The organism is Kitasatospora phosalacinea, from assembly GCF_000716545.1.
GTDB classification, from domain to species: Bacteria; Actinomycetota; Actinomycetes; order Streptomycetales; family Streptomycetaceae; genus Kitasatospora; species Kitasatospora phosalacinea.
Window position 1 is genome coordinate 83245 of sequence record NZ_JNWZ01000002.1, and the last position, 24696, is coordinate 107940.

General features: G+C 74.0%; 20 protein-coding genes and 1 tRNA gene. 10 read left to right on the forward strand and 11 right to left on the reverse strand.

All coding sequences use genetic code 11. The features are described 5' to 3' along the window. Positions 1-11 precede the first annotated feature (11 nt). Positions 12-1082, forward strand: a complete 1071-nt coding sequence (locus OO48_RS01495) for an aminoglycoside phosphotransferase family protein (protein ID WP_033211994.1) — start codon at positions 12-14, stop codon at positions 1080-1082. Between the two features lie 48 nt (positions 1083-1130). Here the strand turns inward: OO48_RS01495 and OO48_RS39480 are convergent, their stop codons facing one another. From OO48_RS39480 to OO48_RS01510, 3 genes are all read right to left on the reverse strand, one after another. Next, complete coding sequence (locus OO48_RS39480; protein WP_051731603.1) at positions 1131-2291, reverse strand: barstar family protein; 1161 nt, start codon at positions 2289-2291, stop codon at positions 1131-1133. A gap of 153 nt (positions 2292-2444) precedes the next feature. Next, positions 2445-3785: an ABC1 kinase family protein gene (locus OO48_RS01505; protein ID WP_033211995.1), complete on the reverse strand. Its 1341-nt coding sequence runs from the start codon at positions 3783-3785 to the stop codon at positions 2445-2447. A 351-nt stretch (positions 3786-4136) separates the two neighbouring features. Continuing rightward, positions 4137-5246, reverse strand: a complete 1110-nt coding sequence (locus OO48_RS01510; RefSeq protein WP_033211997.1) for a hypothetical protein — start codon at positions 5244-5246, stop codon at positions 4137-4139. Between the two features lie 218 nt (positions 5247-5464). Between OO48_RS01510 and OO48_RS01515 the strand changes: the two genes are divergently transcribed. Continuing rightward, positions 5465-6196, forward strand: coding sequence for a M48 metallopeptidase family protein (locus OO48_RS01515; RefSeq protein ID WP_245194485.1), 732 nt, complete (start codon positions 5465-5467; stop codon positions 6194-6196). A gap of 95 nt (positions 6197-6291) precedes the next feature. Here the strand turns inward: OO48_RS01515 and OO48_RS01520 are convergent, their stop codons facing one another. Both OO48_RS01520 and OO48_RS01525 read right to left on the reverse strand, forming a co-directional pair. Beyond that, positions 6292-6855, reverse strand: a complete 564-nt coding sequence (locus OO48_RS01520) for an NUDIX hydrolase (protein WP_033211998.1) — start codon at positions 6853-6855, stop codon at positions 6292-6294. After that, positions 6852-8519, reverse strand: a complete 1668-nt coding sequence (locus OO48_RS01525) for a zinc-dependent metalloprotease (protein ID WP_081951848.1) — start codon at positions 8517-8519, stop codon at positions 6852-6854. Before OO48_RS01525 ends, OO48_RS01520 begins: the two co-directional genes overlap by 4 nt. A gap of 242 nt (positions 8520-8761) precedes the next feature. On the opposite strand from OO48_RS01525, the gene OO48_RS01530 reads away from it, so the two are divergent. From OO48_RS01530 to OO48_RS01540, 4 genes are all read left to right on the forward strand, one after another. After that, positions 8762-9859, forward strand: a complete 1098-nt coding sequence (locus tag OO48_RS01530) for an NAD-dependent epimerase/dehydratase family protein (RefSeq protein WP_051731605.1) — start codon at positions 8762-8764, stop codon at positions 9857-9859. Positions 9860-9946: 87 nt separating this feature from the next. After that, on the forward strand, positions 9947-10387 hold the full coding sequence (locus OO48_RS01535) for a molybdenum cofactor biosynthesis protein MoaE (RefSeq protein ID WP_245194486.1): 441 nt from the start codon (positions 9947-9949) through the stop codon (positions 10385-10387). Positions 10388-10558: 171 nt separating this feature from the next. Next, on the forward strand, positions 10559-10726 hold the full coding sequence (locus OO48_RS38775) for a hypothetical protein (protein WP_167346414.1): 168 nt from the start codon (positions 10559-10561) through the stop codon (positions 10724-10726). 77 nt (positions 10727-10803) lie between these two features. After that, positions 10804-11886: a YlbL family protein gene (locus tag OO48_RS01540; RefSeq protein WP_033212001.1), complete on the forward strand. Its 1083-nt coding sequence runs from the start codon at positions 10804-10806 to the stop codon at positions 11884-11886. A 42-nt stretch (positions 11887-11928) separates the two neighbouring features. Here OO48_RS01540 and OO48_RS01545 read toward each other — a convergent pair whose 3' ends face one another. Continuing rightward, on the reverse strand, positions 11929-12489 hold the full coding sequence (locus OO48_RS01545; RefSeq protein ID WP_033212002.1) for a PPA1309 family protein: 561 nt from the start codon (positions 12487-12489) through the stop codon (positions 11929-11931). Between the two features lie 163 nt (positions 12490-12652). On the opposite strand from OO48_RS01545, the gene OO48_RS01550 reads away from it, so the two are divergent. From OO48_RS01550 to OO48_RS01565, 4 genes are all read left to right on the forward strand, one after another. Next, entirely contained in the window at positions 12653-15589 is a 2937-nt protein-coding gene (locus tag OO48_RS01550) for a UPF0182 family membrane protein (protein WP_081951853.1), read from the forward strand. Between the two features lie 57 nt (positions 15590-15646). Continuing rightward, positions 15647-15720: transfer RNA gene (locus OO48_RS01555), tRNA-Met, on the forward strand. A 273-nt stretch (positions 15721-15993) separates the two neighbouring features. Continuing rightward, positions 15994-18003 (forward strand): glycosyl hydrolase family 18 protein, encoded by a 2010-nt coding sequence (locus tag OO48_RS01560; RefSeq protein ID WP_051731606.1) that lies wholly within the window; start codon positions 15994-15996, stop codon positions 18001-18003. Positions 18004-18356: 353 nt separating this feature from the next. Beyond that, complete coding sequence (locus OO48_RS01565; protein ID WP_033212005.1) at positions 18357-20279, forward strand: tetratricopeptide repeat protein; 1923 nt, start codon at positions 18357-18359, stop codon at positions 20277-20279. Positions 20280-20284: 5 nt separating this feature from the next. Here the strand turns inward: OO48_RS01565 and hisN are convergent, their stop codons facing one another. The 5 genes from hisN to OO48_RS01590 all read right to left on the reverse strand — a co-directional run bounded on the left by hisN (position 20285) and on the right by OO48_RS01590 (position 24651). Next, positions 20285-21082 (reverse strand): histidinol-phosphatase, encoded by a 798-nt coding sequence (gene hisN, locus OO48_RS01570; protein ID WP_033212007.1) that lies wholly within the window; start codon positions 21080-21082, stop codon positions 20285-20287. Positions 21083-21101: 19 nt separating this feature from the next. Further along, the gene (locus OO48_RS01575) at positions 21102-21425 is read right to left on the reverse strand and encodes a DMT family transporter (protein ID WP_033212008.1); all 324 of its coding nucleotides are present in this window, start codon (positions 21423-21425) and stop codon (positions 21102-21104) included. A gap of 88 nt (positions 21426-21513) precedes the next feature. Beyond that, positions 21514-22569 carry a ribosome small subunit-dependent GTPase A gene (gene rsgA / locus OO48_RS01580; RefSeq protein WP_033212010.1) on the reverse strand — a complete coding sequence of 352 codons (1056 nt, stop codon included), beginning with the start codon at positions 22567-22569 and terminating at the stop codon, positions 21514-21516. A 14-nt stretch (positions 22570-22583) separates the two neighbouring features. After that, entirely contained in the window at positions 22584-23918 is a 1335-nt protein-coding gene (aroA, locus tag OO48_RS01585) for a 3-phosphoshikimate 1-carboxyvinyltransferase (protein ID WP_033212012.1), read from the reverse strand. Positions 23919-23946: 28 nt separating this feature from the next. After that, positions 23947-24651 carry a M50 family metallopeptidase gene (locus tag OO48_RS01590; protein ID WP_033212019.1) on the reverse strand — a complete coding sequence of 235 codons (705 nt, stop codon included), beginning with the start codon at positions 24649-24651 and terminating at the stop codon, positions 23947-23949. Between the last annotated feature and the right edge of the window lie 45 nt (positions 24652-24696).

Consider the following 24696-nt stretch of genomic DNA (forward strand, 5'->3'; position numbering starts at 1 on the left):
AGGATGGCCCCATGTGGCCCCCCCTCCCGCTCGGCGAGAAGCTGCGCACCGTCCTCGGCCCGCCGCGCAAGGTCCGCCGCCTGGTCAGCAGCCCGCGCTCCCGGGTCTGGCGGGCCGAACTCTCCGGCCGACCGGTGGTGGTCAAGCAACTGGTCGACTCGCCCGGCGCCGACGAACGGTACGCCCGCGAGGCCGCCGCGCTGGCCCTCGCCGCCCGGCCCGGCCGCCCCGGCCGGACGGTGGTGCCCGCCCTGCTCGGCACCGACCCGGGCCGCCGCCTGCTGGTGATGGAACGCCTGGAGGACCGCACCCCGGGCCCCGGATGGCAGACCGACTACGCCACCGCACTGGCCGGGCTGCACGCCAGCGCCCCCGCCGACCTCGACGACCTGGCCGGGACGGCCCCCGGCACCGACCTGCCCGCCTGGACCGGCCCGACCGGGCGCGACCTCGGCTGTTTCATCGCACTGGCCCGGATCCTCGACGTGCCCGCCCCGCCCGGTGCCCGGGCCGAGGCCGAGGCGCTGATCGACCGGCTCTCCGCCACCCCCGTCCGGCACTCGCTGCTGCACGGCGACCCCTGCCCCGGCAACGACCTGCACACCGCCGACGGCGTCCGGTTCGTCGACTTCGAGCAGTCCGCCCTCGGCCCCGGCGCGGTCGAGTTCGCCTACCTGCGGGTCGGCTTCCCCACCTGCTGGTGCTCCACCGCCCAGCCCGCCGCCGCCCTGGCCGAGGCCGAGGCCGCCTACCGCACCGCCTGGCACGCGGCCACCGGCACCGCGGCCCCCACCACCGCCGAGCTCGCCGACGCCTGCGCGGGCTGGCTGATCCGCGGCGACGCCCTCGTCCCCAAGGCCGAACGCGGCACCGCCGACCACCTGGCCCGCCTCCACCACGGCGACTGGACCTGGGGCAACGCCACCGCCCGCCGCCGCCTCCTGCACCGCCTGCGCGTCGTCGCCGAACTCGCCGGCCCCGACACCGCGCTCCCGGTCTTCGGCCGCTTCTGCGCGACCCTCGCCACCCGCGCCCGCGCCACCTGGCCCGCCGCCGGCCCGCTCCCCGCCGAACGGACCTGACGGCCCCGGGCCGGCCAGGCCCGCTCGCCCGTCGGGCCCGCTCGCCCGTCAGGCCCGGATGACCGTCACGCCGCGCTGCTCCAGCATCCGGGCCACGTCCTCCGGGAGACGGAGGCCGGTGGCCGGGTCGGTCTCCTCGGCCAACTCCCGTTCGGTGGCGGCGAAGTCATGCCAGACCAGGGTGAACGGCGGGACGACCCCGAAGCCGCCGCCCAGGCAGTCGCGCAGGCCGTTCCACTCCTGCCCGTAGTAGCCGCCCGGGCCGTTCACCGCCTCACCGATCGCACAGTGCAGGCCCGTCGCGTCCTCCACGCCCCTGCCGTCCAGGTGGTACTCGCCACCGGAGCGGTCCGGCCCGGGCCCGCGGAGGTGCAGCGCCAGCGACTGCCAGGCCCCCTTGGCGGCGGTGCTCAACCCGCGCCAACTGCCCGGCCGCCGCGGCGGACCGGCCTGCCAGCTCCACCAGACCCCGCGGGCCGCCGAGCCCGGCAACTGCTCGGGGGAGACCGACAGCAGCACGTCCAACAGCCCGCCGCCGAGCACCGACGGCCCGACGCGCTCGGCGAACAGCCCGGTGGGGACGCGGTCCAGCACCCGCCCGTGGTCGTCCAGCGCCCACAGCCGGGTGTACGTCGGCCAATTCCGGTGACCGGCGGCCAGTCGGGCCCGCAGCGGCCCGGTGGGCTCGCAGCCGATCAGCCGCACCGGCAACTGCTGCGGCTGATCGCGCTCCACCGGCAGCCCCGTGACCTCCGCGCACACCGCCAGCGGTTCGCCGATGGGTCGTCCCGTCGTCAACTCGAAGCGCTCGCAGGGGTGCTGCGCCGGCCGGAAGACCTCCACCTCGCCGAACGCCGCCCCGAGCACCACGTCGACCAGCGCCGGATCGGCGGCGTGCGGCCCGACCGCGAGCACCTCGGCGTCCAGCAACTCCCACCAGTGGTTCCGCCCGGAGCCGGTCCGCCCCTCGACGCGGGCCGGTCCGATCCACCCGGCCACCACCCCCGGCGCACACCCGCGCATGACCAGCACCTCACGGGGAGGCGGGGGCGGGTCGGTGAACAGCCCCTCGGCGGCCGCGCACCGGCCGAGCAGGAGTTCGCGGCCGTCGTCCTGGTCCTCCCCGACGATCAAGTACCGCACCGGGAACGGTCGTTCCCACCGGGCGTGGCGCTCCGCCCGCACGTCGTCCATCCGCACGTCGTCCATCCGCACCCCATCCGACAACCGCCGCCCCCTCCGGGGCGCCCAGCGTGCCGTGGGCGCCCCGGCTCGGGCAAAGCGTTTTGCGGGCCCAGGCCCAGGCCCAGGCCCATGCCCGGGCCCGGGCTCTGGGGCGCTGTGGCGCTGTGGCCCGCCGGGTCAGTCGGCCTCCGGCCCGGCGAAGCCGGGCAGCCAGCGGAGCAGTTCCTCGTGCAGGCGGACGGTGGCGCCGAGCTGGCACAGGACGCCGATGGTGGAGAGGGTGACCCGGTGGATCAGCAGGTAGGAGGGCGGCAGGTTGAGCCGCTTGCCGAGGTTGTACGCGGGGGAGCGCGGGTCGGCGATCCGGGCGGCCTGGGTGCGCATCCACTCCCGGCTGAAGGTGAACTGCTCGGCGCGGGTGGGCTCGATGATCGGCAGCAGGTAGTCGAGCACCGCGTCCGGGTCGAGGGTGATGCCCGAGCGGACGAAGTTCTCCTGCCGGAGCAGGTCGTACACCGCCGCCGCGTCCCCGGCCAGGGCCAGGCGCAGCGAGGTGCCGATCGGCCGGGGCAGACCGCCGGGGAGGCGGTCGACGGTGCCGAAGTCGAGCACGCCCAGCTTCCAGCTCGCCGCGGCGCGGCCGGTCTTGACCAGCCGGAAGTTGCCGGGGTGCGGGTCGGCGTGCAGCAGGCCGGTGCGGGCGGGGCCGGCGAACAGGAAGCGGGCCAGCAGCTGCCCGGCCCGGTCGCGCTCGGCGCGGGTGCCGTCCGAGATGACCTGGGAGAGCGGCTTGCCCCCCAGCCACTCGGTGACCAGCACCCGCCCGGACTGGGCGACCACCCGGGGCACCAGGATGTCGGCGTCCCCCGTGAACTCCTCGGCGTGCAGCTGCTGGGACTCCGCCTCCAGCCGGTAGTCCAGCTCTTCGGTGACCCGCTCGCGCAGCTCGGCGATCAGCGGCTTGATGTCCACCCCCGGGATCAGCGGGCCCAGCACCCGGGCCAGCCGGGAGAGCTGCCCGAGGTCGCTGAGCAGGGCGTCGCCCGCGCCCGGGTACTGGATCTTGACCGCGACGTCCCGCCCGTCCTGCCAGACGGCGCGGTGCACCTGGCCGATCGAGGCGGCGGCGGACGGCTGGTCGGAGAAGGAGCGGAAGCGGTCGGCCCAGTCCGGGCCGAGGTCGCTGGCGAGCACCGAGTGCACGGTGCGGGTCGGCATCGCCGGGGCGGACTCCTGGAGCTTGGTGAGCGCGGCCCGGTAGGGGCCCGCGACGTCCTCCGGGAGGGCGGACTCGAAGACCGACATGGCCTGCCCGAACTTCATCGCACCCCCCTTCAGCTTGCCGAGCGTCGCGAAGAGCTGCTCCGCGGTCTGGGCCTGCAGTTCGGCCGCGACCTCCTCGGCCGGCCGCCCGCCCAGGCGCTTGCCCAGGCCGAGGGTGGCCCGCCCGGCGAAGCTCAGCGGCAGGGCCGCCAGCCGGGCCGTCCGGGAGACCGCCTTGCGTGGCATCTCAGACATCGGCCGCCCCCGTCCGGACGGCGCGGCCGGTGCCGGCCGGGGCCGCCCCGGCTCGCGGGTGGGCGACCGGCCGAGCCGTGCCGGTTCCTGCCTTGCGCGGTAGATCGCTCACCGGACCTCCTGATCCTCCGGACCGACCGGCGCCCCGCCGGCGGTCGGTGCAGCGGTGCCCCCGGCACCAGCCCGGCCCGCCCCGTCGGCGCCCGCCGGCCGCCGACCCGGAGGCGGTGCACCGGGCGGGTGGCTGGGCGGGGGCGGGCGGGGGCTGCCGGACGGGCCCCGGGCGCGTCCTGGGGTTCGTCTGACGATCCGCGTCGCATCAGCGGCGCGGCGGGAACCGTCAGACCCGCCCTAGGCCATTGTGCCCGCTCGTCCCGGTGCGGAGGACTGCCACAGGCAACCGCAGTCCGGGTGGCTGCGCAGCCGCAGCCGCCGCACCATGCCGTCGGCGGCGGACAGCTCGCACCAGCCGTCCACGCTCGGCGGCGGTGACCCGTCCAGGTACAGCTGGACGTGCAGCGCGGCGAGCCCCGCGACGGCGGCGGCCACCGCGCCGTCGCAGGCCGGCTGGCGGGCCCGGCCCGGGCCCCCGTCGATCAGCTGGGCCAGCAGCCGCGGCCAGGCCTCGTCCTCGTCCCGCCGGGCCAGCGTCGCGCAGCTGCCGCAGGCGGACGCGCCGGGGACGACCAACGGGCCGACCACGCCGAGGTGTTCGAGCACCCCGGTGTACAGGTGCGGGATGCCGGCCCGCATCAGCTCCTGGGCGTCGACGGCGGCCCCGGTGTACGCGGCGGAGCCGTCCCTCGGGGCGAGCACCACCAGGGTGGGCGGTGGGGGAGCGGCGGGCGGGCGCCGGTAGCGCTCGCCGACCGGGGCGCCGGCGGCGCGGTGGACCAGCTCGCGGGCGGCGGTGGTGCGCAGCCGCCCGATGTCGCCCGGTGGCAGGCCGCCGGGCGCGCAGTCCCGGGCGGTGACCCGGCCGCGGTCCAGCACCGCGACCTCGCCGATCCCGCCGGCCGCCAGCGCGGCCCCGACGGCGGCCCCGATCCGCCCGGCCCCGCGCACCTCGACCCGGGCCCCAGCCCGCCCCCGCAGCACGGCCGCCGCCTCGCCCGGCGCCGGGTGCACCAGGGAGAGCGAGGCCAGGTCGGGGCCCAGCAACTCGCGCCGGGCGGGCGGGTACAGCTCCAGTACGTCCCGCAGGGCCTGGGCGTCGTCCAGCAGTTCGCTGCTGCCGAGCGAGTCGAGCACCGCCCGGCAGTACTCGGCGCTCAGCCCGAGCTTCTGCCCGGCGGCGATCACCGCGGGGCCGTCCCGACTGCCGTCGACCAGCTCCAGGAAGCCGGCCAGCCTGCGGTCGACGCCCTCGATCACCCGGGCGTGCCGTCGCACGGTGCCGAACTGCAGGGTCTGCTTCTCCCGCCAGAGCCGGGACAGGGCGGGCTTGATCACTGGGCGCATGCGGGTACCTCCCACGGTCGGGATCCCGGCGTCGGGATCGCTGGTGACCGCAGCTTGCCCGCCCCTCCCGGCGGGCGGAAATCCGTTGTCCACAGCCCCGGTAGGACGATCTGCTCATCACTGTGCACAGCCTGTGGACAACGCGCCCGGGTGGTCCCCGGTGCCGCGCGGCCACGGTGCCGGACTTCTGTCACGGGGACGGGGTAACGTCCTGTGCCATGGCAGCCGAACGGGACTCCCTCCGGTCGGCGTCGCGTCGGCGTGCCCGGGCAGCCTCCGGACCGGCGGTCGCGGCGCCGGGTGCGCACGCCAGCGCCGGAGCCGGCCGTGAGTACACATCCGACCGCGAGCACGCGCCCGACCCGCGCCGCACCCCCGACCCGAACCGCGCGTCCGACCGCGTCGGCGCCGACCGGGCGGGCATCGACCGCAGCAAGGTCGAGGTGCGCCGCAGCGCCCGCCGCAGCCGCACCGTCTCCGCCTACCGCGAGGGCGACCGCACCGTGGTGCTGATCCCGGCCCGGATGTCGCACGCCGAGGAGCAGCGCTGGGTGGCGCAGATGCTCGACAAGCTGGCCGCGCAGGAGAGCCGCCGGATGCTCGGCGACGAGGCGCTGCAGTCCCGCGCCCGCGAGCTCTCGCTGCTCTACCTGGACGGCCGCGCCGTCCCCGAGCAGGTCCGCTGGGTGACCAACCAGAACTCCCGCTGGGGCTCCTGCACCCCCAGCGAGCGCACCATCCGGCTCTCCCACCGCCTGCAGGGCATGCCCGAGTACGTGGTCGACTACGTCCTGCTGCACGAGCTCGCGCACCTGCTCGTCCCCGACCACGGCCCCCGGTTCTGGGCCCTGCTGGAGGCCTACCCGCGCACCGAGCGGGCCCGCGGCTACCTGGAGGGCGTCGCCTCCGCCGCCCGGCTCCCGCACATCCCGCCCGCCCGCCTCACCTGACGCGACCCGGCCGGAACGCCCGGGAACGCCCGGGGAACGCACCGGACCCCGGCCGCTCCCCGCAGGGGGACGACCGGGGCCCGGCGGCGGAACGGTCAGACCAGCGTGCGGGCCCGCGCCACCAGGTCGCGCACCGAGCGGTCGGTGTCGGCCGGCAACCCGTCCCAGTCGAACCAGCGCAGGTCCAGCGACTCCTCGCTGATCAGCTCGCGCGCGCCGGCCGGGGCCAGCGCCACGTACTGCACGTCCAGGTGGGTGTTCTCCGGCCGGTCCTTGCCGGCGCAGCGCACCTGGTGCCGGTCCAGCTTCACGGGCGCGGTGCGGCCGTCGACGGCGAGCAGCGCCAGGTCCGCGATGCCGGATTCCTCGACCGCCTCGCGCAGCGCCGCCGAGGCGAGCGTCTCGTCGCCGGGCTCGCAGTGGCCGCCCATCTGCAGCCACCGCCCGACCTTCGGGTGCAGGGTGAGCAGCACCCGCCCGCCCGCCGGGTCGACCACCAGCGCGCTGGCGGTGATGTGCCCGGGCAGGCAGGCCCGCCACATGCCGTCGGGACGTTCGGCGAGGTGGGCCAGGTAGTCGCGGCGCAGCTCGTGCTGGCCGTCCCCGTCGGGCGCCCAGTCGGTCAGGGCGCGGACGGCGTCCGCGTGCAGCGAGGTCACTTGGCGGTGCCCTCCGGCCCCTGCTCGGGCCCCTGCTCGCCGCCCTTGCCGTCGCCGCCCTTGCCGTCCTCCTCGGACCCGGACTCGGACTCGGCGCCGGACCCGTCGGGCGAACCAGACGCGTCGGGCGCGTCGGACGACTCGGGCGCGTCGGACGACTCGGCGGCCTCCGGAGAAGCGCCGCCGTCCTTGCTCAGGTCCGCCTTCGCGCCGCCGGCGCCCCCGGCCGTCCCGCCCCCGCCGCCGCCGGCCGCCTCGCCCAGCAGCTTGTCGAGCGCGTCGAAGTCGAAGCCGCCCTCGGCCACCGCCGCGGTGTCCCGGTGCACGAAGCCGTCCGGGTCGTCCAGGTCGGCGGCGGTGGGCAGCATGTCGGGGTGGCTCCACAGCGCGTCCCGGCCCTCGACGCCGCGGGCGTCGGCGAGCGAGGCCCACAGCCGGGAGGCGTCGCGCAGGCGGCGCGGGCGCAGTTCGAGGCCGACCAGGGTGGCGAAGGTCTGCTCGGCGGGGCCGCCGGAGGCGCGGCGGCGGCGGAGCGTCTCGCGCAGCGCGGCGGCGTGCGGCAGGTGCGGCGCGGCGGCGGTGTGCACCACGGCGTCGACCCAGCCCTCGACCAGGGCGAGCGCGGTCTCCAGCCGGGCCAGCGCGGCCTTCTGCTCGGGGGTGTCCTCGGGCTGCAGCAGGCCGCCGGCCAGCGCCTCCTGCAGGGCCTCGGGGTTGGCCGGGTCGAGCTGGCCGACCAGTTCCTCCATCCGCGAGGTGTCGACCTTGATGCCGCGCGCGTACGCCTCGACCGCGCCGAACAGGTGCGCCCGCAGCCACGGCACGTGCGCGAACAGGCGCTGGTGGGCGGCCTCGCGCAGGGCCAGGTAGAGCCGGACCTCCTCGGCGGGCACGTTCAGGCCCTCGCCGAACTCGGCGATGTTCTGCGGCAGCAGCGCGGCCTTCCCGGCGGGGGCGAGCGGCAGGCCGACGTCGGTGGAGCCGAGCACCTCGGCGGCCAGCGCGCCGAGCGCCTGCCCGATCTGGGTGCCGAACATGGCGCCGCCCATCGAGCGCATCATGCCCATCAGCGGCCCGGCCATCGCCTGCATCTCCTCGGGCAGCACGCCGCCCATGGCGTTGCCGACCCGCTCGGCGAGCGGGTCGACCAGGTCCTTCCAGACCGGCAGGGTGGCCTCGATCCACTCGGCGCGGCTCCAGGCCACCGCCGCGGAGGAGGTGGACGGGAACTCGGTGGCGGAGTCCAGCCACAGGTCGGCCAGCCGGACGGCCTCGGTGACGGCGGTGCGCTCGGCCGCGCCGACCGAGCGGTCCTTGGTCTTCCCCTCGGGCTGCTCGGCGACCACGGTCTGCCGGGCGATGTTCTTGGCCAGGTCCCAGTTCACCGGGCCGCCCTCGAACGAGAGCATCTGTCCGAGCTGCTGGAACGCCGCGCCGAGGTCGTTGGGGTTGAAGCCGCCCATCATCGCGGCGAACGGGTTGTCCCCGCCCTGCCCGCCGCCGGGGCCGCCCATGCCGAAGAGCGCCCCGAAGGGGTTTCCGGTGCCGAAGCCGAACGGCGACTGCGGGGTCGAGTCGCCCTGCTCGCCGTCCTTCTTGCCCTTGTTCTCGCCGTCCTCGGGCTCCTCGGGGGGAACGCCGAATCCGAAGGGGAGGTCGCTCACGGGGGTCCTCGATCTGATCGGCCGTCACGCGGGTGGTGTGGCGGGAAAGTCTGCCGCCCGGGGGCTCCGAGCGGTTTCAATGGTCTCGCGGCGACCGCGCCGGGTGCACCGCCGGGGCCGAGCCTCGGGCAGGATGGTCAAGTGCGTGACACTCGTACGTCCGCACTTAAGCTAACCGTGGAGGATGGCCGGTGAGTTCCCCGCCTTCGGACGTTCGCTCTGGGCTGACCGAGGGCGAGGGCGTGCCGACCGACGCCGTTTCGCCGGTTCCAGCCTACGGCGGCAAGCCGCTGACCGTGGCGGTCACCGGCGCGGCGGGCGTGCTCGGTGAGCGTGTCGCGCGTCGGCTGGTCGACTCCCCGCACGTGCGCCGGGTGCTGGCGGTGGACGAGCGGCGCGGCGACGTCCCGGGCGTGCAGTGGCGGGTGCTGGACGTGCGCGACCCGGCGGTGGCCGAGCGGCTGGTCGGCGTCGACGTGGTGGTCCACCTGGCGATGGACCTCGGCATGGAGTCCGACCCGCGCACCCGCAGCGCGTACAACGTGCGCGGCGCGCAGACGGTGGTGACCGCCGCCGCGGCCGCCGGGGTGCACCGGGTGGTGCTGTGCTCCTCCGCGATGGTCTACGGCGCGCTGCCCGACAATGACGTCCCGCTGGCCGAGGACTCCGAGCTGCGGGCCACCGAGGAGGCCTCGCTGGTCGGCGACCTGCTGGAGATCGAGCGCCTCGCCCGGCGCGCCCCGCGCGCCCACCCCGGGCTGCAGATCACCGTGCTGCGACCGGCCGTGGTGGTGGGGCCCGGCATCGACACCGTGCTGACCAGGCACTTCGAGGCGCCGCGGCTGCTGGTGGTGGCGGGCTCCCGCCCGTGCTGGCAGTTCTGCCACCTGGACGACCTGGCCTCGGCGCTGGAGTACGCGGCGCTGGGCCTGGTGGAGGGCGAGGTGACGGTCGGCTGCGACGGCTGGCTGGAGCAGGAGGACGTGGAGGAGCTGTCCGGGATCCGCCGGATGGAACTGCCCGCCTCGCTGGCCCTGGGCACCGCGGCCCGGCTGCACCGGCTCGGCCTGACCCCGGCCCCGGCCGGGGACCTGGCCTACACGATGTACCCGTGGGTGGTGTCCGGCAGCCGGCTGCACGAGGCGGGCTGGCGGCCGCGGCACACCAACGAGGAGGTGCTGGCCGAGCTGCTCGCCCAGGTGTCGGGCAAGCACGCGGTGGCCGGCCGCCGGCTCGGCGGCAAGGAGGCCGCCACCAGCCTGGGCGCGGCCGGGGCGACGGTCGCGCTGATCGGCACCGCCGCGCTGGTGCGCCGGGCCCGCAAGCACCGCCGGATCTGACCGCCCGACTTTCGCATCGCGGAATTACCTCATCGTGATACGAAAGTCCTTGCGGTCCGTCCGCGGGGATGCGGAATGATGGTGGCCATGTCCGAGAACCACGACCCGATCCGCCTGCTCGCCGTCCGCGAGACCCCGCTCTCGCTGGACGAGGTCCACGCCGCGGTCGGCGACGACGCGGCCGGCGGCACCACCCTGTTCGTCGGCACGGTGCGCGACCACGACGGCGGCAAGCCGGTCGCCGCGCTGGAGTACAGCGCGCACCCGACCGCGCCGCGCGAGCTGCGCCGGATCGCCGAGAAGGTCTGCGCGGACTTCCCGGTCCGGGCGCTGGCCGCGGTGCACCGCACCGGCCGGCTGGAGATCGGCGACGTCGCGGTGATCGTCGCGGTGTCCTGCCCGCACCGCGGCGAGGCGTTCGCGGCCTCCCGGCGGCTGATCGACGACCTCAAGCACGAGGTGCCGATCTGGAAGCACCAGGTCTTCGCCGACGGCGAGGAGGAGTGGGTCGGCGCGGGGTCCTGCTGAGCCCCCGGTACCGGCTGCGGAACCGCCCCCGGACGGGGTCCGTTCCCGTTCGGCGGTACCCCCGGCGGTGGAGACCGGGCCCCGGCCCGTAACCCGGATGCCGCCCGCGCCGTTCCCCTGGCAGGCGGCTAATCTGCTGATACGCACGACGAGCCTGTGGGGAGTTCGAAAATGGCTGTGCTCGCCTGGTTGAGTATTCCCGTGGTGGCCGGTGTGCTGGCCACGGTGTGGGCCACCTGGGCGGCCCGTCCGCCCCGTGCGATGACCGATCCGAGCTCGCTCGCCGAGCACGAACGGTTCCGCGCCGCGATGGAGCGCAGTACCGGCGCCCGGGACTGACGGCCCCCGCCCCGATCGGCGGTGCGGGGCCCGGACCGGAGCTACATCGGGCCCCGCACTTCCCGTACTGTCGTGCCATGCCACGCCGATCGGCGACGATGCTCGCCGCCACCCTGCTGCTGATAGGCCTGCTCTGCGCTTCGGTCCTGTTCAAGGTGCCGTTCACCGAGATGAGCCCGGGGCCGACGTACAACACCCTCGGCGTGCAGGAGAAGACGGGCACCCCGGTGATCACCATCACCGGCCACGAGACCTACCCGACCAGCGGCCACCTCAACATGACCACGGTCCAGGTCACCGGGGCGAACTACCAGCCCAGCCTGGTCTCGGCGATCGTCGGCTGGGTCCGGGACGACGTGCTGGTCGTCCCGCACGACAACGTCTACCCGCAGGGCCAGACCGACCAGGAGGCCCAGCAGGAGAACGCCGAGCAGTTCGCCTCCTCCGAGGACAGCGCCAAGACCGCGGCCCTCAAGCAGCTGGACATCCCGGTCGGCACCGAGGTCGTCGTCGCCGCGGTGGCCGCCGGCGGGCCCTCCGAGGGCAGGCTGCACGCCGGCGACCAGATCGTCGCGGTGGACGGCGTCGCCATCGGCGACCGGCTCCAGGTCGCCGAGCAGGTGACCAAGCACAAGCCGGGCGAGAGCGTGGTGTTCACCGTCGTCCCGCAGGCCAAGTCCAGTGCGACGCCGGACCCGGCGAACGAGGTCCAGGTGTCCGTGGTCACCGCCAAGTCCGACGACGACGGCCCCGAGCGGGCCGTGGTGGGCATCACGCCCAGCGTCGACCACGTCTACCCGTTCAAGATCGACATCGGCCTGCAGGACGTCGGCGGCCCCAGCGCCGGCCTGATGTTCGCCCTCGGCATCGTCGACAAGCTCACCCCCACCGACCTCACCGGCGGCAAGTTCGTGGCCGGCACCGGCACCATCGACGACGACGGCGCGGTCGGCCCGATCGGCGGCATCCAGATGAAGCTGATCGCCGCCCGCGACAAGGGCGCCGAGTACTTCTTCACTCCCGCGGACAACTGCGCCGAGGCAGTCAAGGGCACCCCGTCCGGCCTCACCCTGGTCAAGGTCGAGAACCTGGACGGGGCGATGAAGGCGCTGGACGGCATCCGCAGCGGCGACAAGGCGGCCCTGCCGAGCTGCAAGTAGCCGGGCCGGGCGGTTCCCCGGCCCCGGCCGGCCCCCGGGAGTTCAGGAGAAGGTCGCGAGCAGGGCGTCCGTCAGGTTGGGGACGAGCTCGGGGCCGGTGAGGACCTCGCGGGCGACGTCCTTCTCGCGCAGGCGCAGCGCGACCTCCTTGGAGCCGTCGCGCAGCACGGCCGCGGTGATCCGGACCTCCTGGCGCTGCGGGTGGGTCGCCACCCAGTCGTTGATCTCCTTCTCGGTGGCGTTCTTCGGCCGGGAGGCCTCCGCGACGGGCGGGAGCATCAGCCGCTCGACCACCAGGGCGCAGCCGACCACGCCGTCCGGCCAGGCGATGGTGCCGAGGAAGCGGTCGAGCTCGGTGCCCGGGGGGATCTCCTCCTGCTCGACCGGGGTGAGACCGGTCGGGTTGTCGTCCAGGCCGAGCTGCGAGGCGAGCCGCGGGTTGGCCTTGCGCATCTGTGCGTTGTCGACCAGGGCGAACAGTCGGGCCGGGAGGTCCCAGCCGAGGGTCGCGGCGTGCTCGTCGATCTCCAGGGCGGCCCGGGTGAGGGGGGTGGCCGCGGGGAGGCCGGCGGCGCCGGCGGTCAGGTCAGGGGAGTCGGACATGGGGTCATCCTCACACGTCCCGGGGGGCCGTCTCCAACTCCGACGCAGTCTCCGGGAACTCAGGTAAAGACTGATTAAGTTGCATGGGAGATTGCTGTCCGCCGTCGGCGCGGCAGCACCTACTCGCAACGACGACAGCTGAGGTGGCGCCTTGACCTTCCAGATGCCGGACCGCTCAGGTCCGGGTTCCCGAGCGAGAGTCGGCCCGCCGTCGCGCCGGGCGAAGGTGCTGCTGCTGACGGCGGGCGTGCTGGCCGCACTGTTCGTGCTGTTCGCGCTGTTCGCGGGGCTGTGGACCGACTGGCTGTGGTTCGACTCGATGCACTACGGCTCGGTGTTCACCACCCAACTGGGCGCCAAGATCGGCCTGTTCGCGGTGTTCGGGCTGCTGATGGCGCTGGTGGTCGGGGCCAACCTGTGGCTGGCGTACCGGCTGCGGCCGCCGCTGGCCGCGATGTCGGTGGAGCAGCAGAGCCTGGACCGCTACCGGATGGGCGTCGCGCCGTACCGCAGGTGGCTGCTGGTCGGCCTGTCGCTGCTGGTCGGCCTGGCGGCCGGCGCGGCCGCGGGCGCGCAGTGGCGGACGTGGATGCTCTGGCTCAACGGCACCCCGTTCGGGGTGAAGGACAGCCAGTTCCACAAGGACGTCTCCTACTACGCGTTCGACCTGCCCTGGTACCAGTTCGTGCTGGGCTTCGCGTTCAGCGCGGTGCTCGTCTCGCTGCTGGCCTCGGCTGCCGTGCACTACCTGTACGGGGGCCTGCGGCTGCAGGGGCCCGGGCGGCGGGCGAGCGCCGGGGCGCAGGGCCACCTGGCCGTGCTGCTGGGCGTGTTCGTGCTGCTGAAGGCGGTGGCGTACTGGCTGGACCGGTACGCGCTGGCGGTGAAGAGCGGGTCGTACAAGAAGGTCGACGGCTGGACCGGCCTGCGCTACGTGGACGCGAACGCGTTCCTGCCGGCCAAGACGATCCTGTTCTTCGTGGCGATCATCTGCGCGCTGCTGTTCTTCCTGACCCCGATCCGGCGGACCTGGGCGCCGGCGCTGATCGGCTTCGGCCTGATGGCGCTGTCGGCGCTGCTGGTCGGCGGCCTCTACCCGGCGCTGGTGCAGCAGTTCCAGGTCAAGCCGAACGAGCAGGCCAAGGAGACCGCGTACATCCAGAAGAACATCGACGCGACCCGGCAGGCGTACGGCATCGCGGACACGGCCGTGCAGCAGTACGAGCCGGACGACTCCACCGACGCCGACCGGCTCAAGCCGGACGCGCAGACTGTCACCGACATCCGGCTGCTGGACCCGAACGTGGTCTCGCCGACGTTCCAGCAGAACCAGGCGCTGCGCAACTACTACGCCTTTCCGAAGACCCTGGACGTGGACCGCTACGGCGACCAGGACACCGTGCTGGGCGTGCGCGAGCTGGACATGTCGGGCGTGCAGCAGCGCAACTTCATCAACGACCACTTCAAGTACACCCACGGGTACGGCGTGGTGTCCGCCAAGGGCAACCAGGTCGACGCCAACGGCAACCCGGTCTACACCGAGCACTCGCTGCCGACCACCGGTGACCTGGGCGAGTACCAGCAGCGGGTGTACTACGGCGAGAAGTCCACGATGTACTCGATCGTCGGCCCCGGCATGGACGAGATCGACTACACCCGGGACGGCCAGCCCGACCAGACCTGGAAGTACGACGGCGGCAGCGGCGTCTCGCTGGACAACCCGCTGACCAGGGCCGCGTACGCGGTGAAGTTCGCCGAGCCGCAGATCTTCTACTCGGGGGCGATCAAGGACGGCGCGAGGATCCTGTACGACCGCACCCCCAAGGAGCGGGTCGAGAAGGTCGCGCCGTGGCTGTCGATCGACGCCGACCCGTACCCGGTGGTGCAGGGCGGGCGGCTGGTGTGGGTGCTGGACGGCTACACCACCTCGGACGGCTACCCGTTCTCCTCGAAGACCACCTTCGGTGACGCCACCAAGGACTCGATGACCGACCAGCGCGGGCGCACCCTGACCGCCGCCAACCAGGTCAACTACATCCGCAACTCGGTGAAGGCCACCGTGGACGCGTACACCGGCGAGGTGACGCTCTACCAGTGGGACGAGGCCGACCCGGTGCTGAAGACCTGGATGAAGGCGTTCCCCGGCACGGTGAAGGCGAAGGCGGACATCCCGTCGACCCTGCTGCCGCACCTGCGCTACCCGCAGGACCTCTTCAAGGTCCAGCGCGACCTGCTCGGGCAGTACCACATCACCGACGCCACCGCGTTCTTCAGCGGCACCGACATCTGGGACGTGCCGCTCGACCCGACGGTCAACACCCAGGAGGTCCAGCCGCCGTACTACCTGACGGTGCGGACGCCGGACGCGAAGGCGGCCAGCTTCTCGCTGACCACCTCCTTCGTGCCCTCGGGGCGCAAGAACCTGGCCGCGTTCATGACGGTGGACGCCGACCCGGGCGAGGACTACGGCAAGCTGCGGATCCTGCGGCTGCCGTCCGGTTCGGGCGCGCTCGGCCCGGAGCTGACCCAGGCGAAGTTCAACTCCGACTCCGAGGTCGCCCACCAGCTGACCCTGCTGAGCAACAACAACGAGTCCGGCCTGGTGTACGGCAACCTGCTGACCCTGCCGGTCGGCGGCGGCATCCTCAACGTGGAGCCGGTGTACCTGGTGGCCCGCGGCGCCAAGGTGCCGGCGCTGAAGAAGGTGCTGGCCGTGTACGGCACCGGCAACGTGGCGATCGGGGACAGCCTGAGCGAGGTGCTGACCAAGGTGCTCGGCGGCGCGGCGGCCGGCGCCACCACGCCCACCGCCCCGGCCCAGCCGGACAACCCGGGCACCCCGACGGGTCCGACGACGCCCGGCACGGAGAACCCGGACGTGCAGAAGGCGCTCGCGGACGCCCAGAAGGCGTTCGACGAGGGCCAGACGGCGATGAAGAACGGCGACTGGGCGGCGTACGGCAAGGCCCAGGAGGCGCTGAAGAAGGCGATCGCCGACGCGGTGGCCGCCGAGCAGAAGGGCGGCGGGGCGTCCCCCGCGCCCAGCAGCCAGCCGAGCGGCCAGCCGAGCGGATCGCCCTCGCCCTCGCCCACCGGCTGAGCTGCGGGAACCGGTTTGTTGGTCCACCCCGTGATCGTGATACAGTGGTTTCACCGACGCGGGGTGGAGCAGCTCGGTAGCTCGCTGGGCTCATAACCCAGAGGTCGCAGGTTCAAATCCTGTCCCCGCTACTCAGTGGCAACGAAGGCCCGGAGGCATCAGCCTCCGGGCCTTCGCCGTTCCCTTTGCCATTCCTTGGGCGTCCGGTCGATTGACACGTCATGTGGTCTAGTCCAACCTGAGTCATGCCCATGGCGGGCGGCCCCACCGCCCGTCCTGATGCGCTGCAAGTCCTTTGCCAGTAACGGGAGTTGATCACGTTCTGGCTCCGTCTGCCGCTCTCCCCGACCGGGTGTCGGACGGCGTTCCTGCATCCCCACGTGACAGGAGAGAGGCACATCCGCATGCATCGGAACAACCGCAGGGCCTGGGCCGTCACGGCCGCGGCCGCCACGCTGCTCGCCGGGGCGGTGTCGCTGCTGGGAGCCCCCAGCGCGAGCGCCGGACCGGGCAACACCACCGGGGCCCCCGCCACCAGCGGCGGCATCAAGGTCGCGTACTTCGACCAGTGGTCGATCTACCAGAACGCCTTCTACCTGAAGAACGTCGACACCAACGGCATGGCCGGGAAGCTCGACTACCTGCTGTACGACTTCGCCAACATCGACCCGAACAACCTGACCTGCTTCGAGCCGAACTCGGCGGCCTCCCAGGACGAGAACAACCCGAACGCCGGCGACGGCGCGGGCGACTACTACGCCGACTACGCCAAGACCTTCGCCAACGGCAACAGCGTCGACAACTCCACCGACACCTGGAACCAGCCGCTGGCCGGCAACTTCCACCAGCTCCAGGAGCTGAAGGCGAAGTACCCGAAGCTCAAGGTCCTGATGTCGATCGGCGGCTGGACGTACTCCAAGTACTTCTCCGACGTGGCGGCCGGCGACGCCGCGCGCAAGAAGTTCGTCTCCTCCTGCGTCGACATGTTCATCAAGGGCAACCTGCCCGCCCAGGGCGGCTACGGCGGCCCCGGCACCGGCAAGGGCATCTTCGACGGCTTCGACATCGACTGGGAGTACCCGGGCGGCGGCGGCCACCTCGGCAACCACGCCTCGCCGAACGACAAGCAGAACTTCACCGCCCTGCTCGCCGAGTTCCGCAACCAGCTCAACACCCAGGGCGGCGCGGACGGCAGGACCTACGCGCTGAGCGCGGCGCTGCCGGCCGGCCAGGACAAGATCCAGTACATCGAGACCGACAAGATCGGGCAGTACCTGACCTTCGCGGACCCGATGACGTACGACATGCACGGCGGCTGGGAGGCCCAGGGCCCGACCAACCACCAGACGCCGGTCTACCAGAACCCGAACGACCCGATGAACAACGTGCCACCGGGCAACGCCAAGTACTCGATCGACGAGGCGATCAAGGCGTACACGGTCGGCGACTCCTCGTACGGCATCCCCGGCGGGTTCCCGGCGAACAAGCTGAACATGGGCGTCCCGCTGTACTACCGCGGCTGGACGGGCGTGGCGGCCGGCGCCAACCACGGGCTGTTCCAGCCCGCCGGCGGACCGGCCCAGGGCGCGCCGAACTCCGGCAACGTCAACGGCGTGCGGATGTACAAGGAACTGCTCGGGACGGTGGACAACCCCGGCTACACGTACTGGGACGCCGCCTCGCAGGCCGCGTACTTCTACGACGGCAACAACTTCTGGTCCGGTGAGAACGCCAAGTCCATCCAGGCCAAGATGGACTACGCGCACTGCAACGGACTCGGCGGATCGTTCGTGTTCTCGCTGTACGACGACCCGAACGCGGCGCTGCTCAACCCGCTGATGACGGCCACCGGCGGCTCGGCCGCCTCCTGCCCGGCCCCGCCGACCGGCTCGCCGAGCGCCAGCGCCTCGCCGACGAAGTCCTCCTCCCCGTCGCCGTCGACCTCGCCGTCGACCTCGCCGTCCACCAGCCCGTCCACCAGCCCGTCGACCAGCCCCTCCTCCTCGCCCACCTCGCCCGGCGGCGGCACCGTCGCCAACCCGGGCCTGGAGTCCGGCGCGCTCAGCCCGTGGACCTGCGCGGGCAGCGGCGGCGCGGCGGTCAGCGGCGGCCACACCGGCTCGTACGCCCTGCAGGGCAACGTCAGCGCCGGGGACACCGCGCAGTGCCAGCAGGTGATCACGGTCAAGCCGAACACCACCTACACGCTGTCCGCCTGGGTCAAGGGCAACTACACCTACCTGGGCGTCACCGGCTCCGGTGCGGACAGTTCGACCTGGACCCCCGGCGGGAGCGCGTGGACGCAGTTGTCCACCAAGTTCACCACCGGCGCCTCGGTCACCTCGGTGACCGTCTGGGTGCACGGTTGGTACGGCCAGGGCGCTTACCAGGCCGACGACTTCAGCGTCAGCTGATCCTGAGTCAACATCCTTTCCAGGAAGGCCCGGAGGGTTGACCCCTCCGGGCCTTCCCCCTTGCGGGCGCGCGGAGTTGATCGACTCCGGTACGATGCGTGGCCGGGGTTTGTGGGGCTCAAGTGTCGGGAAATCGACAAAGAGCCGAAGCGATCTCGCCGCGCTTCGGCCCCGCTCCGCCAAAACGGACGGAGCAGGTGTACGCGGTGTGCGGGTGATGCGACGATGGACCACGAGGGGGACGCGGCGGTGCCGCTGACGGGCCGTCCGGTCCGACGTGCCCCCTGGGGGACTGGCCCCCGGCCGACGGCCCGGGGCGAATGCCGCGTCACTCGGGGGGAGCGGGAGTCGGCATGAAGCTCATCGGCAACAACGGGACGGGAGAACGACTGGCCACCGGCCCCAGCACGGACACCGAAACCGGCGCCCGGCCCACCGAACCCGCCACCGGCGGGGGCCTGCCCGCCCAGCGCACCACCGCGGGCGGCGCCGTCGACGTGACCGGCTACGGCCCGGAGCGGCTCGTCCACCTGTCGGCCGACCAGGTCGCCGCCGCCTCCGCCCGCGACCTCGAACCGGACACCGGTGACGGCGACGACAGCTTCGAGACCGCCCTCGCCGCCCGCGAACAGGCCGCCCTCGAAGCCCGCCACCGCGGCTCGGCCGACGCCGGCGACCCGGGCGCCGCCAGCCAGCTCGGCGCCCTGCTGCTGCGCCGCGGCGACCTGCGCGACGCCGAACCGTACCTGCGCTCCGCCGCCGCCGCCGGGCTGCGCGCCGCCGCCAACAACCTCGGCGTCCTGCTCCACCAGCAGGGCCACCGCACCGAGGCCGCCCAGTGGTGGCGGCAGGCCGCCGTGGCCGGCTCCGCCCCCGCCGCCCACGCCCTCGGCCTGCAACTGCGCGACCAGGGCGAGGAGGAGGCCGCCGAGTACTGGCTGCACTTCGCCGCCGAACAGGGCCACCCGCTCGGCGCCTACGCCCTCGGCGACCTGATGGAGCACCGCCGCGACGTCCGCGCCGAACGCTGGTTCAAGGCCGCCGCCGACTCCGGCCACCGCGAGGCCGCCTACCGGCTCGCCCGGATGCGCGAGGCCGCCGGCGACAAGGACACCGCCGAGACCTGGTACCGCACCGCCGCCGCCCGCAGCCACGCCCGCGCCGCCCTGCGCCTGGGCGTCCTGCTCGAAGCCCGCGGCGACCTCGACGAGGCCGCCCGCTGGTACCGGCAGTCCGCCCAGAACGGCGAGGCCCGCGCCGCCTGCGCCCTCGGCTTCCTGCTCCGCGACACCGGAGACCTCTCCGCCGCCGCCGAGTGGTGGCAGGAGGCCGCCGAAGCCGGCGACGGCACCGCCGCCAACGCCCTCGGCGCCCTGCACGCGGGCCGCGGCGAGAGCGCCGTCGCCGAACGCTGGTACCGCGCCGCGCTCGACGCCGGCGACCACAACGGCGCCTTCAACCTCGGCCTGCTGTGCGCCGGTGCCGGCCGCGAGGCCCAGGCCGAGCAGTGGTACCGCCGCGCCGCGTACGCCGGCCACCGCGAAGCCTGCAACGCGCTCGCCATCGTGCTGCTCCAGCGCGGCGACGAGTCCGGGGCCGAGCCCTGGTTCTCCAAGGCCGCCGAGGCCGGCTCGGTCGACGGCGCCTTCAACCTCGGCGTGCTGCACGCCGGGCGCGGCGAGACCGGGCAGGCCCAGGAGTGGTACGCCCGCGCCGCCGCCGAGGGCCACGGCGAGGCCGCCCTGCAGCTCGCCGTCGCCCAGGAACAGCGCGGCAACCTGGCGGGCGCCCTGGAACGCTACCGGCAGGCCGCCGACGGCGGCTCCGCGGAGGGCGCCTTCCGGCTCGCTTCGCTGCTCGACCGCCGCGGCGACGCCGACACCGAGGCCGAGCACTGGTACGCCACCGCCGCGGACGCCGGCCACCGCCGCGCCCAGGTCCGGATGGGCGTGCGCGCCGCCGAGCGCGGCGCCCCGCAGATCGCCGAGAGCTGGTACCGCCGCGCCGCGGAGGGCGGCAGCCGCAGCGCCGCGTTCAACCTCGGCCTGCTGCTGGCCCGCCAGGACCGCGAGGCCGAGGCCATGCTCTGGTACACCCGCGCCGCGGACGCCGGCCACGGCCGCGCCGCCCTGCGCCTGGCCCTGCTGGCCCTGCGGCGCGGCGAGGCCGTCCAGGCCGAGAACTGGTGCAGGCGCGCCGCCGAGTACGGCCCGGCCGAGGTCGCCGAACGCGCGGGGCGGCTGCTGGGGGCGCTGAACGCGGAGCTCTCGGCGTAGGGGTCCTACACGCTGAGCGAGCGCAGCACCGCCTCGTGCAGGACGCCGTTGGTGGCGACCGCGTCCGCGCCGGTGGGGCCGTCGATGCCGTCGAGGCCGGTGAAGCGGCCGCCGGCCTCCTGGACGATGACGCAGGGCGCGGCCATGTCCCAGAGGGAGAGCTCGGGTTCGGCGGCGATGTCGACGGCGCCCTCGGCGACCATCATGTAGGACCAGAAGTCGCCGAAGGCCCGGGTGCGCCAGCAGATCCGGGTGAGGTCGAGGAAGGCGTCGAGGCGGGCGCGCTCCTCCCAGCCGCTGAGCGAGGAGAAGGAGAGCGAGGCGTCGGCGAGGCGGGAGACCTTGGAGACGTGGATCCGCTGGGCCTTGGCGAGGCTGCGCCCGGCGAACGCGCCCAGGCCCTTCGCGGCCCACCAGCGGCGGCCCAGCGCCGGGGCGGAGACGATGCCCACCACCGGGACGTGCTCGCCGTCGGGCTGCTCCTCCAGCAGGGCGACCAGGGTGGCCCAGACCGGGACGCCCCGGACGTAGTTCTTGGTGCCGTCGATCGGGTCGATCACCCAGCGGCGCGGCCCGGAGCCGTGCAGGCCGTACTCCTCGCCCAGCACGGCGTCCCGCGGGCGCGCCCGCTGCAGGACGGAGCGGACGAGCTCCTCGGCGGCCTTGTCGGCGTCACTGACCGGGGTCAGGTCCGGCTTGGTCTCGATCTTCAGGTCGAGCGCGCGGAAGCGCTCCATGGTGATCGAGTCGGCCGAGTCGGCGAGGACGTGGGCGAGTCGGAGGTCGTCGTGGTAATCGGCCATGCGCGAAACCCTAGCGGACTCAGTGTCCCGAGCCGCTGAGCTGCAGACCGATCACGCCGGCGATGACCAGGGAGATGGACACCAGCTTCAGGGTGGAGGAGGACTCGCCGAGGAAGACCATCCCGTACACGGCGGTGCCGGCCGCGCCGATGCCGGTCCACACCGCGTAGGCGCTGCCGACCGGGAGCGTCCTCAGGGAGAGGGTGAGCAGCCCGAAGGAGCCCAGTGCGAAGAGCGCGAAGCTGATGGTGGGCCAGATCCTGGTGAAGCCGTGGCTGAGTTTGAGGTTGACCGCGAATCCCGTTTCCAGCAGACCGGCGAGGATCACCATGGCCCATGCCATCGGGTTGACTCCCTGTCAGGTAAGACGGCGTGACCTTCCTATCGTTACCCAGTGGATCGGCCCCAGCGACTCGTGATCGCGCTGATTCTCACTCCACCTCGGGCGCCTCGCGGGTGGCCAGCAGCCGGCGCAGCGAGTACAGCCGGGCCGGGTCCGCGTGTCCGTCGGCGACCCAGGCGTCCAGCGCGCAGTCCGGCTCGTCGTGCGAGCAGGCGCGCGGGCAGTCCGCGGTGCCCGGCTCCAGGTCGGGGAAGGCGTTGATGACCCGGGACGGGTCGATGTGGGACAGGCCGAAGGAGCGGAAGCCCGGGGTGTCGATCACCCAGCCCGGGTCCAGCGCCTTCTTCGAGCCCGGCCTGGCACCGGGCGGCGGGGGCAGCCGCAGGGCCAGCGCGGAGACCGTGGTGTGCCGGCCCCGGCCGGTGACCGCGTTGACCCGGCCGGTGGACCGCTGGTGCTCCGGGACGAGCGCGTTGACCAGGGTGGTCTTGCCGACGCCGGAGTGCCCGATGAACACCGTGGTGCGCCCGCGCAGGTGCTCCCGGACGGCCTCCGCGCCGGCCGTCTCCAACTCGTCGGCCCGGGTCACCACGTAGCGGATGCCCAGCGGCGCGTACGACTCCAGCAGCTCGTCGGCGGAGGCCAGGTCGGACTTGGTGAGCACCAGCAGCGGCTCCAGCCCGGCGTCGTACGCGGCCACCAGGCAGCGGTCGATCAGCCGGGGGCGGGGCTCCGGGTTGGCCAGCGCGGTGACGATGGCCATCTGTTGGGCGTTGGCGACCACGATCCGCTCGTACGGGTCGTCGTCGTCCGCGGTGCGGCGCAGCACCGAGCTGCGCTCCTCGACCCGGACGATCCGGGCCAGCGTGTCCGGCTCGCCGGACAGGTCGCCGACCACGCTGACGGTGTCGCCCACGACCACGCCCTTGCGGCCCAGTTCGCGGGACTTCATGGCGACGACCTGGCGCTCGTCCTTCGTGCCGCCGTCGACCAGGCAGGTCATCCGGCCCCGGTCCACGGTGAGGATCATCGCCTCGGCGGCGTCCTCGTGCTTGGGCCGGATCCGGGTGCGGGGGCGGGAGCCCCGGCGGCCCGGGCGGCTGCGGATGTCGTCCTCGTCGGCGTTCTTGTCGTAGCGGCGCATGCTGTGTTCCCCCGTCAGCCCTGGCCGAGGAGGTCGGCCCACATCCGCGGGAAGTCCGGCAGCGTCTTGGCGGTGGTCGCCACGTCCTCCACCAGCACGCCGTCGACCACCAGGCCCAGGACGGCGGCGGCGGTGGCCAGCCGGTGGTCCTCGTAGGTGTGGAAGACGCCGCCGTGCAGCGGGCGGGGCCGGATCCGCAGGCCGTCCTCGGTCTCCGAGACGTCACCGCCCAGGGCGTTGATCTCCTTGGCCAGCGCGGCCAGCCGGTCGGTCTCGTGCAGGCGCAGGTGCGAGATGCCGTACAGGTGGGACTCGGAGTCGGCCAGCGCCGCCACCGCGGCGATCACCGGGGTCAGCTCGCCGACGTCGTGCAGGTCCGCCTCGATGCCGCGGACCTTGCCGGTGCCGGTGAACCGCAGCCCCTCGTCGGTGCTGTGCTTGTTGACGAACTCGCAGGACCCGCCCATCGCGGTGAAGATCTCGCGCAGCTGGTCGCCCGGCTGGTAGGTGTGCTCCGGCCAGTCCCGGACGGTCACCCGGCCGCCGGTGAGCAGCGCCGCCGCGAAGAACGGGGCCGCGTTCGACAGGTCCGGCTCGACCACCAGGTCGCGGCCGATCAGCGCGCCCGGGGTGACCCGCCAGACGTCCTTCTCGCCGCCGTCCTCCGGCGCGTCGACCTGGCCGCCCGCCTTGCGGACCATGTCCACCGTCATCCGGATGTGCGGCAGCGAGGGCACCGGACCGCCGGTGTTGCGGACCTCCACGCCGTGGTTGAACCGGGCACCGGAGAGCAGCAGCGCCGAGACGAACTGCGAGGAGGACGAGGCGTCCACCTCCACCGCCCCGCCGTCCAGCCCGCCCGCGCCGTGCACGGTCAGCGGGAAGCCGCCGCGGCCGCCGTCCTCGATCACCGCGCCCAGCGCGCGCAGCGCGTCGATCACGCCGTGCTGCGGGCGCTCGTGGCTGCGCGGGTCCCCGTCGAAGTGCACCGGGCCGTCCGCCAGGGTGGCCAGCGGCGGCAGGAAGCGCATCACCGTCCCGGCGTTGCCCACGTCCACCCGTGCCGGGCCGAGCAGCCGCTCGGCCGGGATGACCCGCCACGCCTCGCCGCCGCCGGTGCCCCCGGACGCCGCGTTCACCGTCTCCTCGACCGTCACGCCCAGCGCCCGCAGGCCGTCCGCCATCAGCTGCGAGTCACGGCTGCGCAGCGGGCGGCGCACCCAGCCCGGGCCGTCCGCGAGGGCGGCCAGCACCAGCGCGCGGTTGGTCGCGGACTTCGAGCCGGGGATGGTCACGGTCGCGTCCACGGCGGCGGTGGCGACGGGAGCGGGCCACAGGGAGTCGGTCATGGCGCCAAGTCTATGAGGCACCGCCCCGCTACCGGGGCAGCAGCCAGGCCGCCCCGAGCCCCAGGCAGGCCAGCGCCACCACCAGGAACACCGCCAGCCACAGCGCCCCCGGAACGCCCGTCAGCCGCGCCAGCTGGTCCGCGTCCGATCCGGGCGCGCCGCCGCGCCGCCGGGCCACCCACAGCTCCAGCATCGGGCGCACCCCCGCCAGCAGCAGGAACCAGACCCCCAGGTAGGCGAACGCCCCCTGCCATTCGGCCGTCCCGTACCAGGACACCGCGACGAACGTCCCGCCGGTCACCAGCACCGCGGCCACGCCGAACAGGTTGCGCAGCGTCAGCAGCATCGCGGCCAGCAGCGCGATCCCGATCCACAGCAGCGCGGTGATCCGCCCCGCCGCCAGCAGCGCCGCCCCGCCCAGGCCCAGCAGTGAGGGCGCCGGGTACCCGGCCGCCGCGGTCAGCACCATGCCCGGGCCGGTCGGCCTCCCGGAGGAGACGGTCAGCCCGGAGGTGTCCGAGTGCAGCCGGATGCCGGACAGCCGGCGGCGGGTCAGCAGCGCGGTCAGCCCGTGGCCGCCCTCGTGCGCGATCGTCACCACCGTGCGGGTCCACGCCCACACCGGGCGCACCGCCACCGCCGGCAGCGCCGCCGCCGCGGCGCCCCACACCAGCCAGTGCGGCGGGTCCGGCTGCACGGCCGTCACCCGGTCCCACAGTTGCGCGAAGTCCATCGCCGCCGACCTCCGATCACCGTCGTCCCCCCTGCCCGGGCGGGC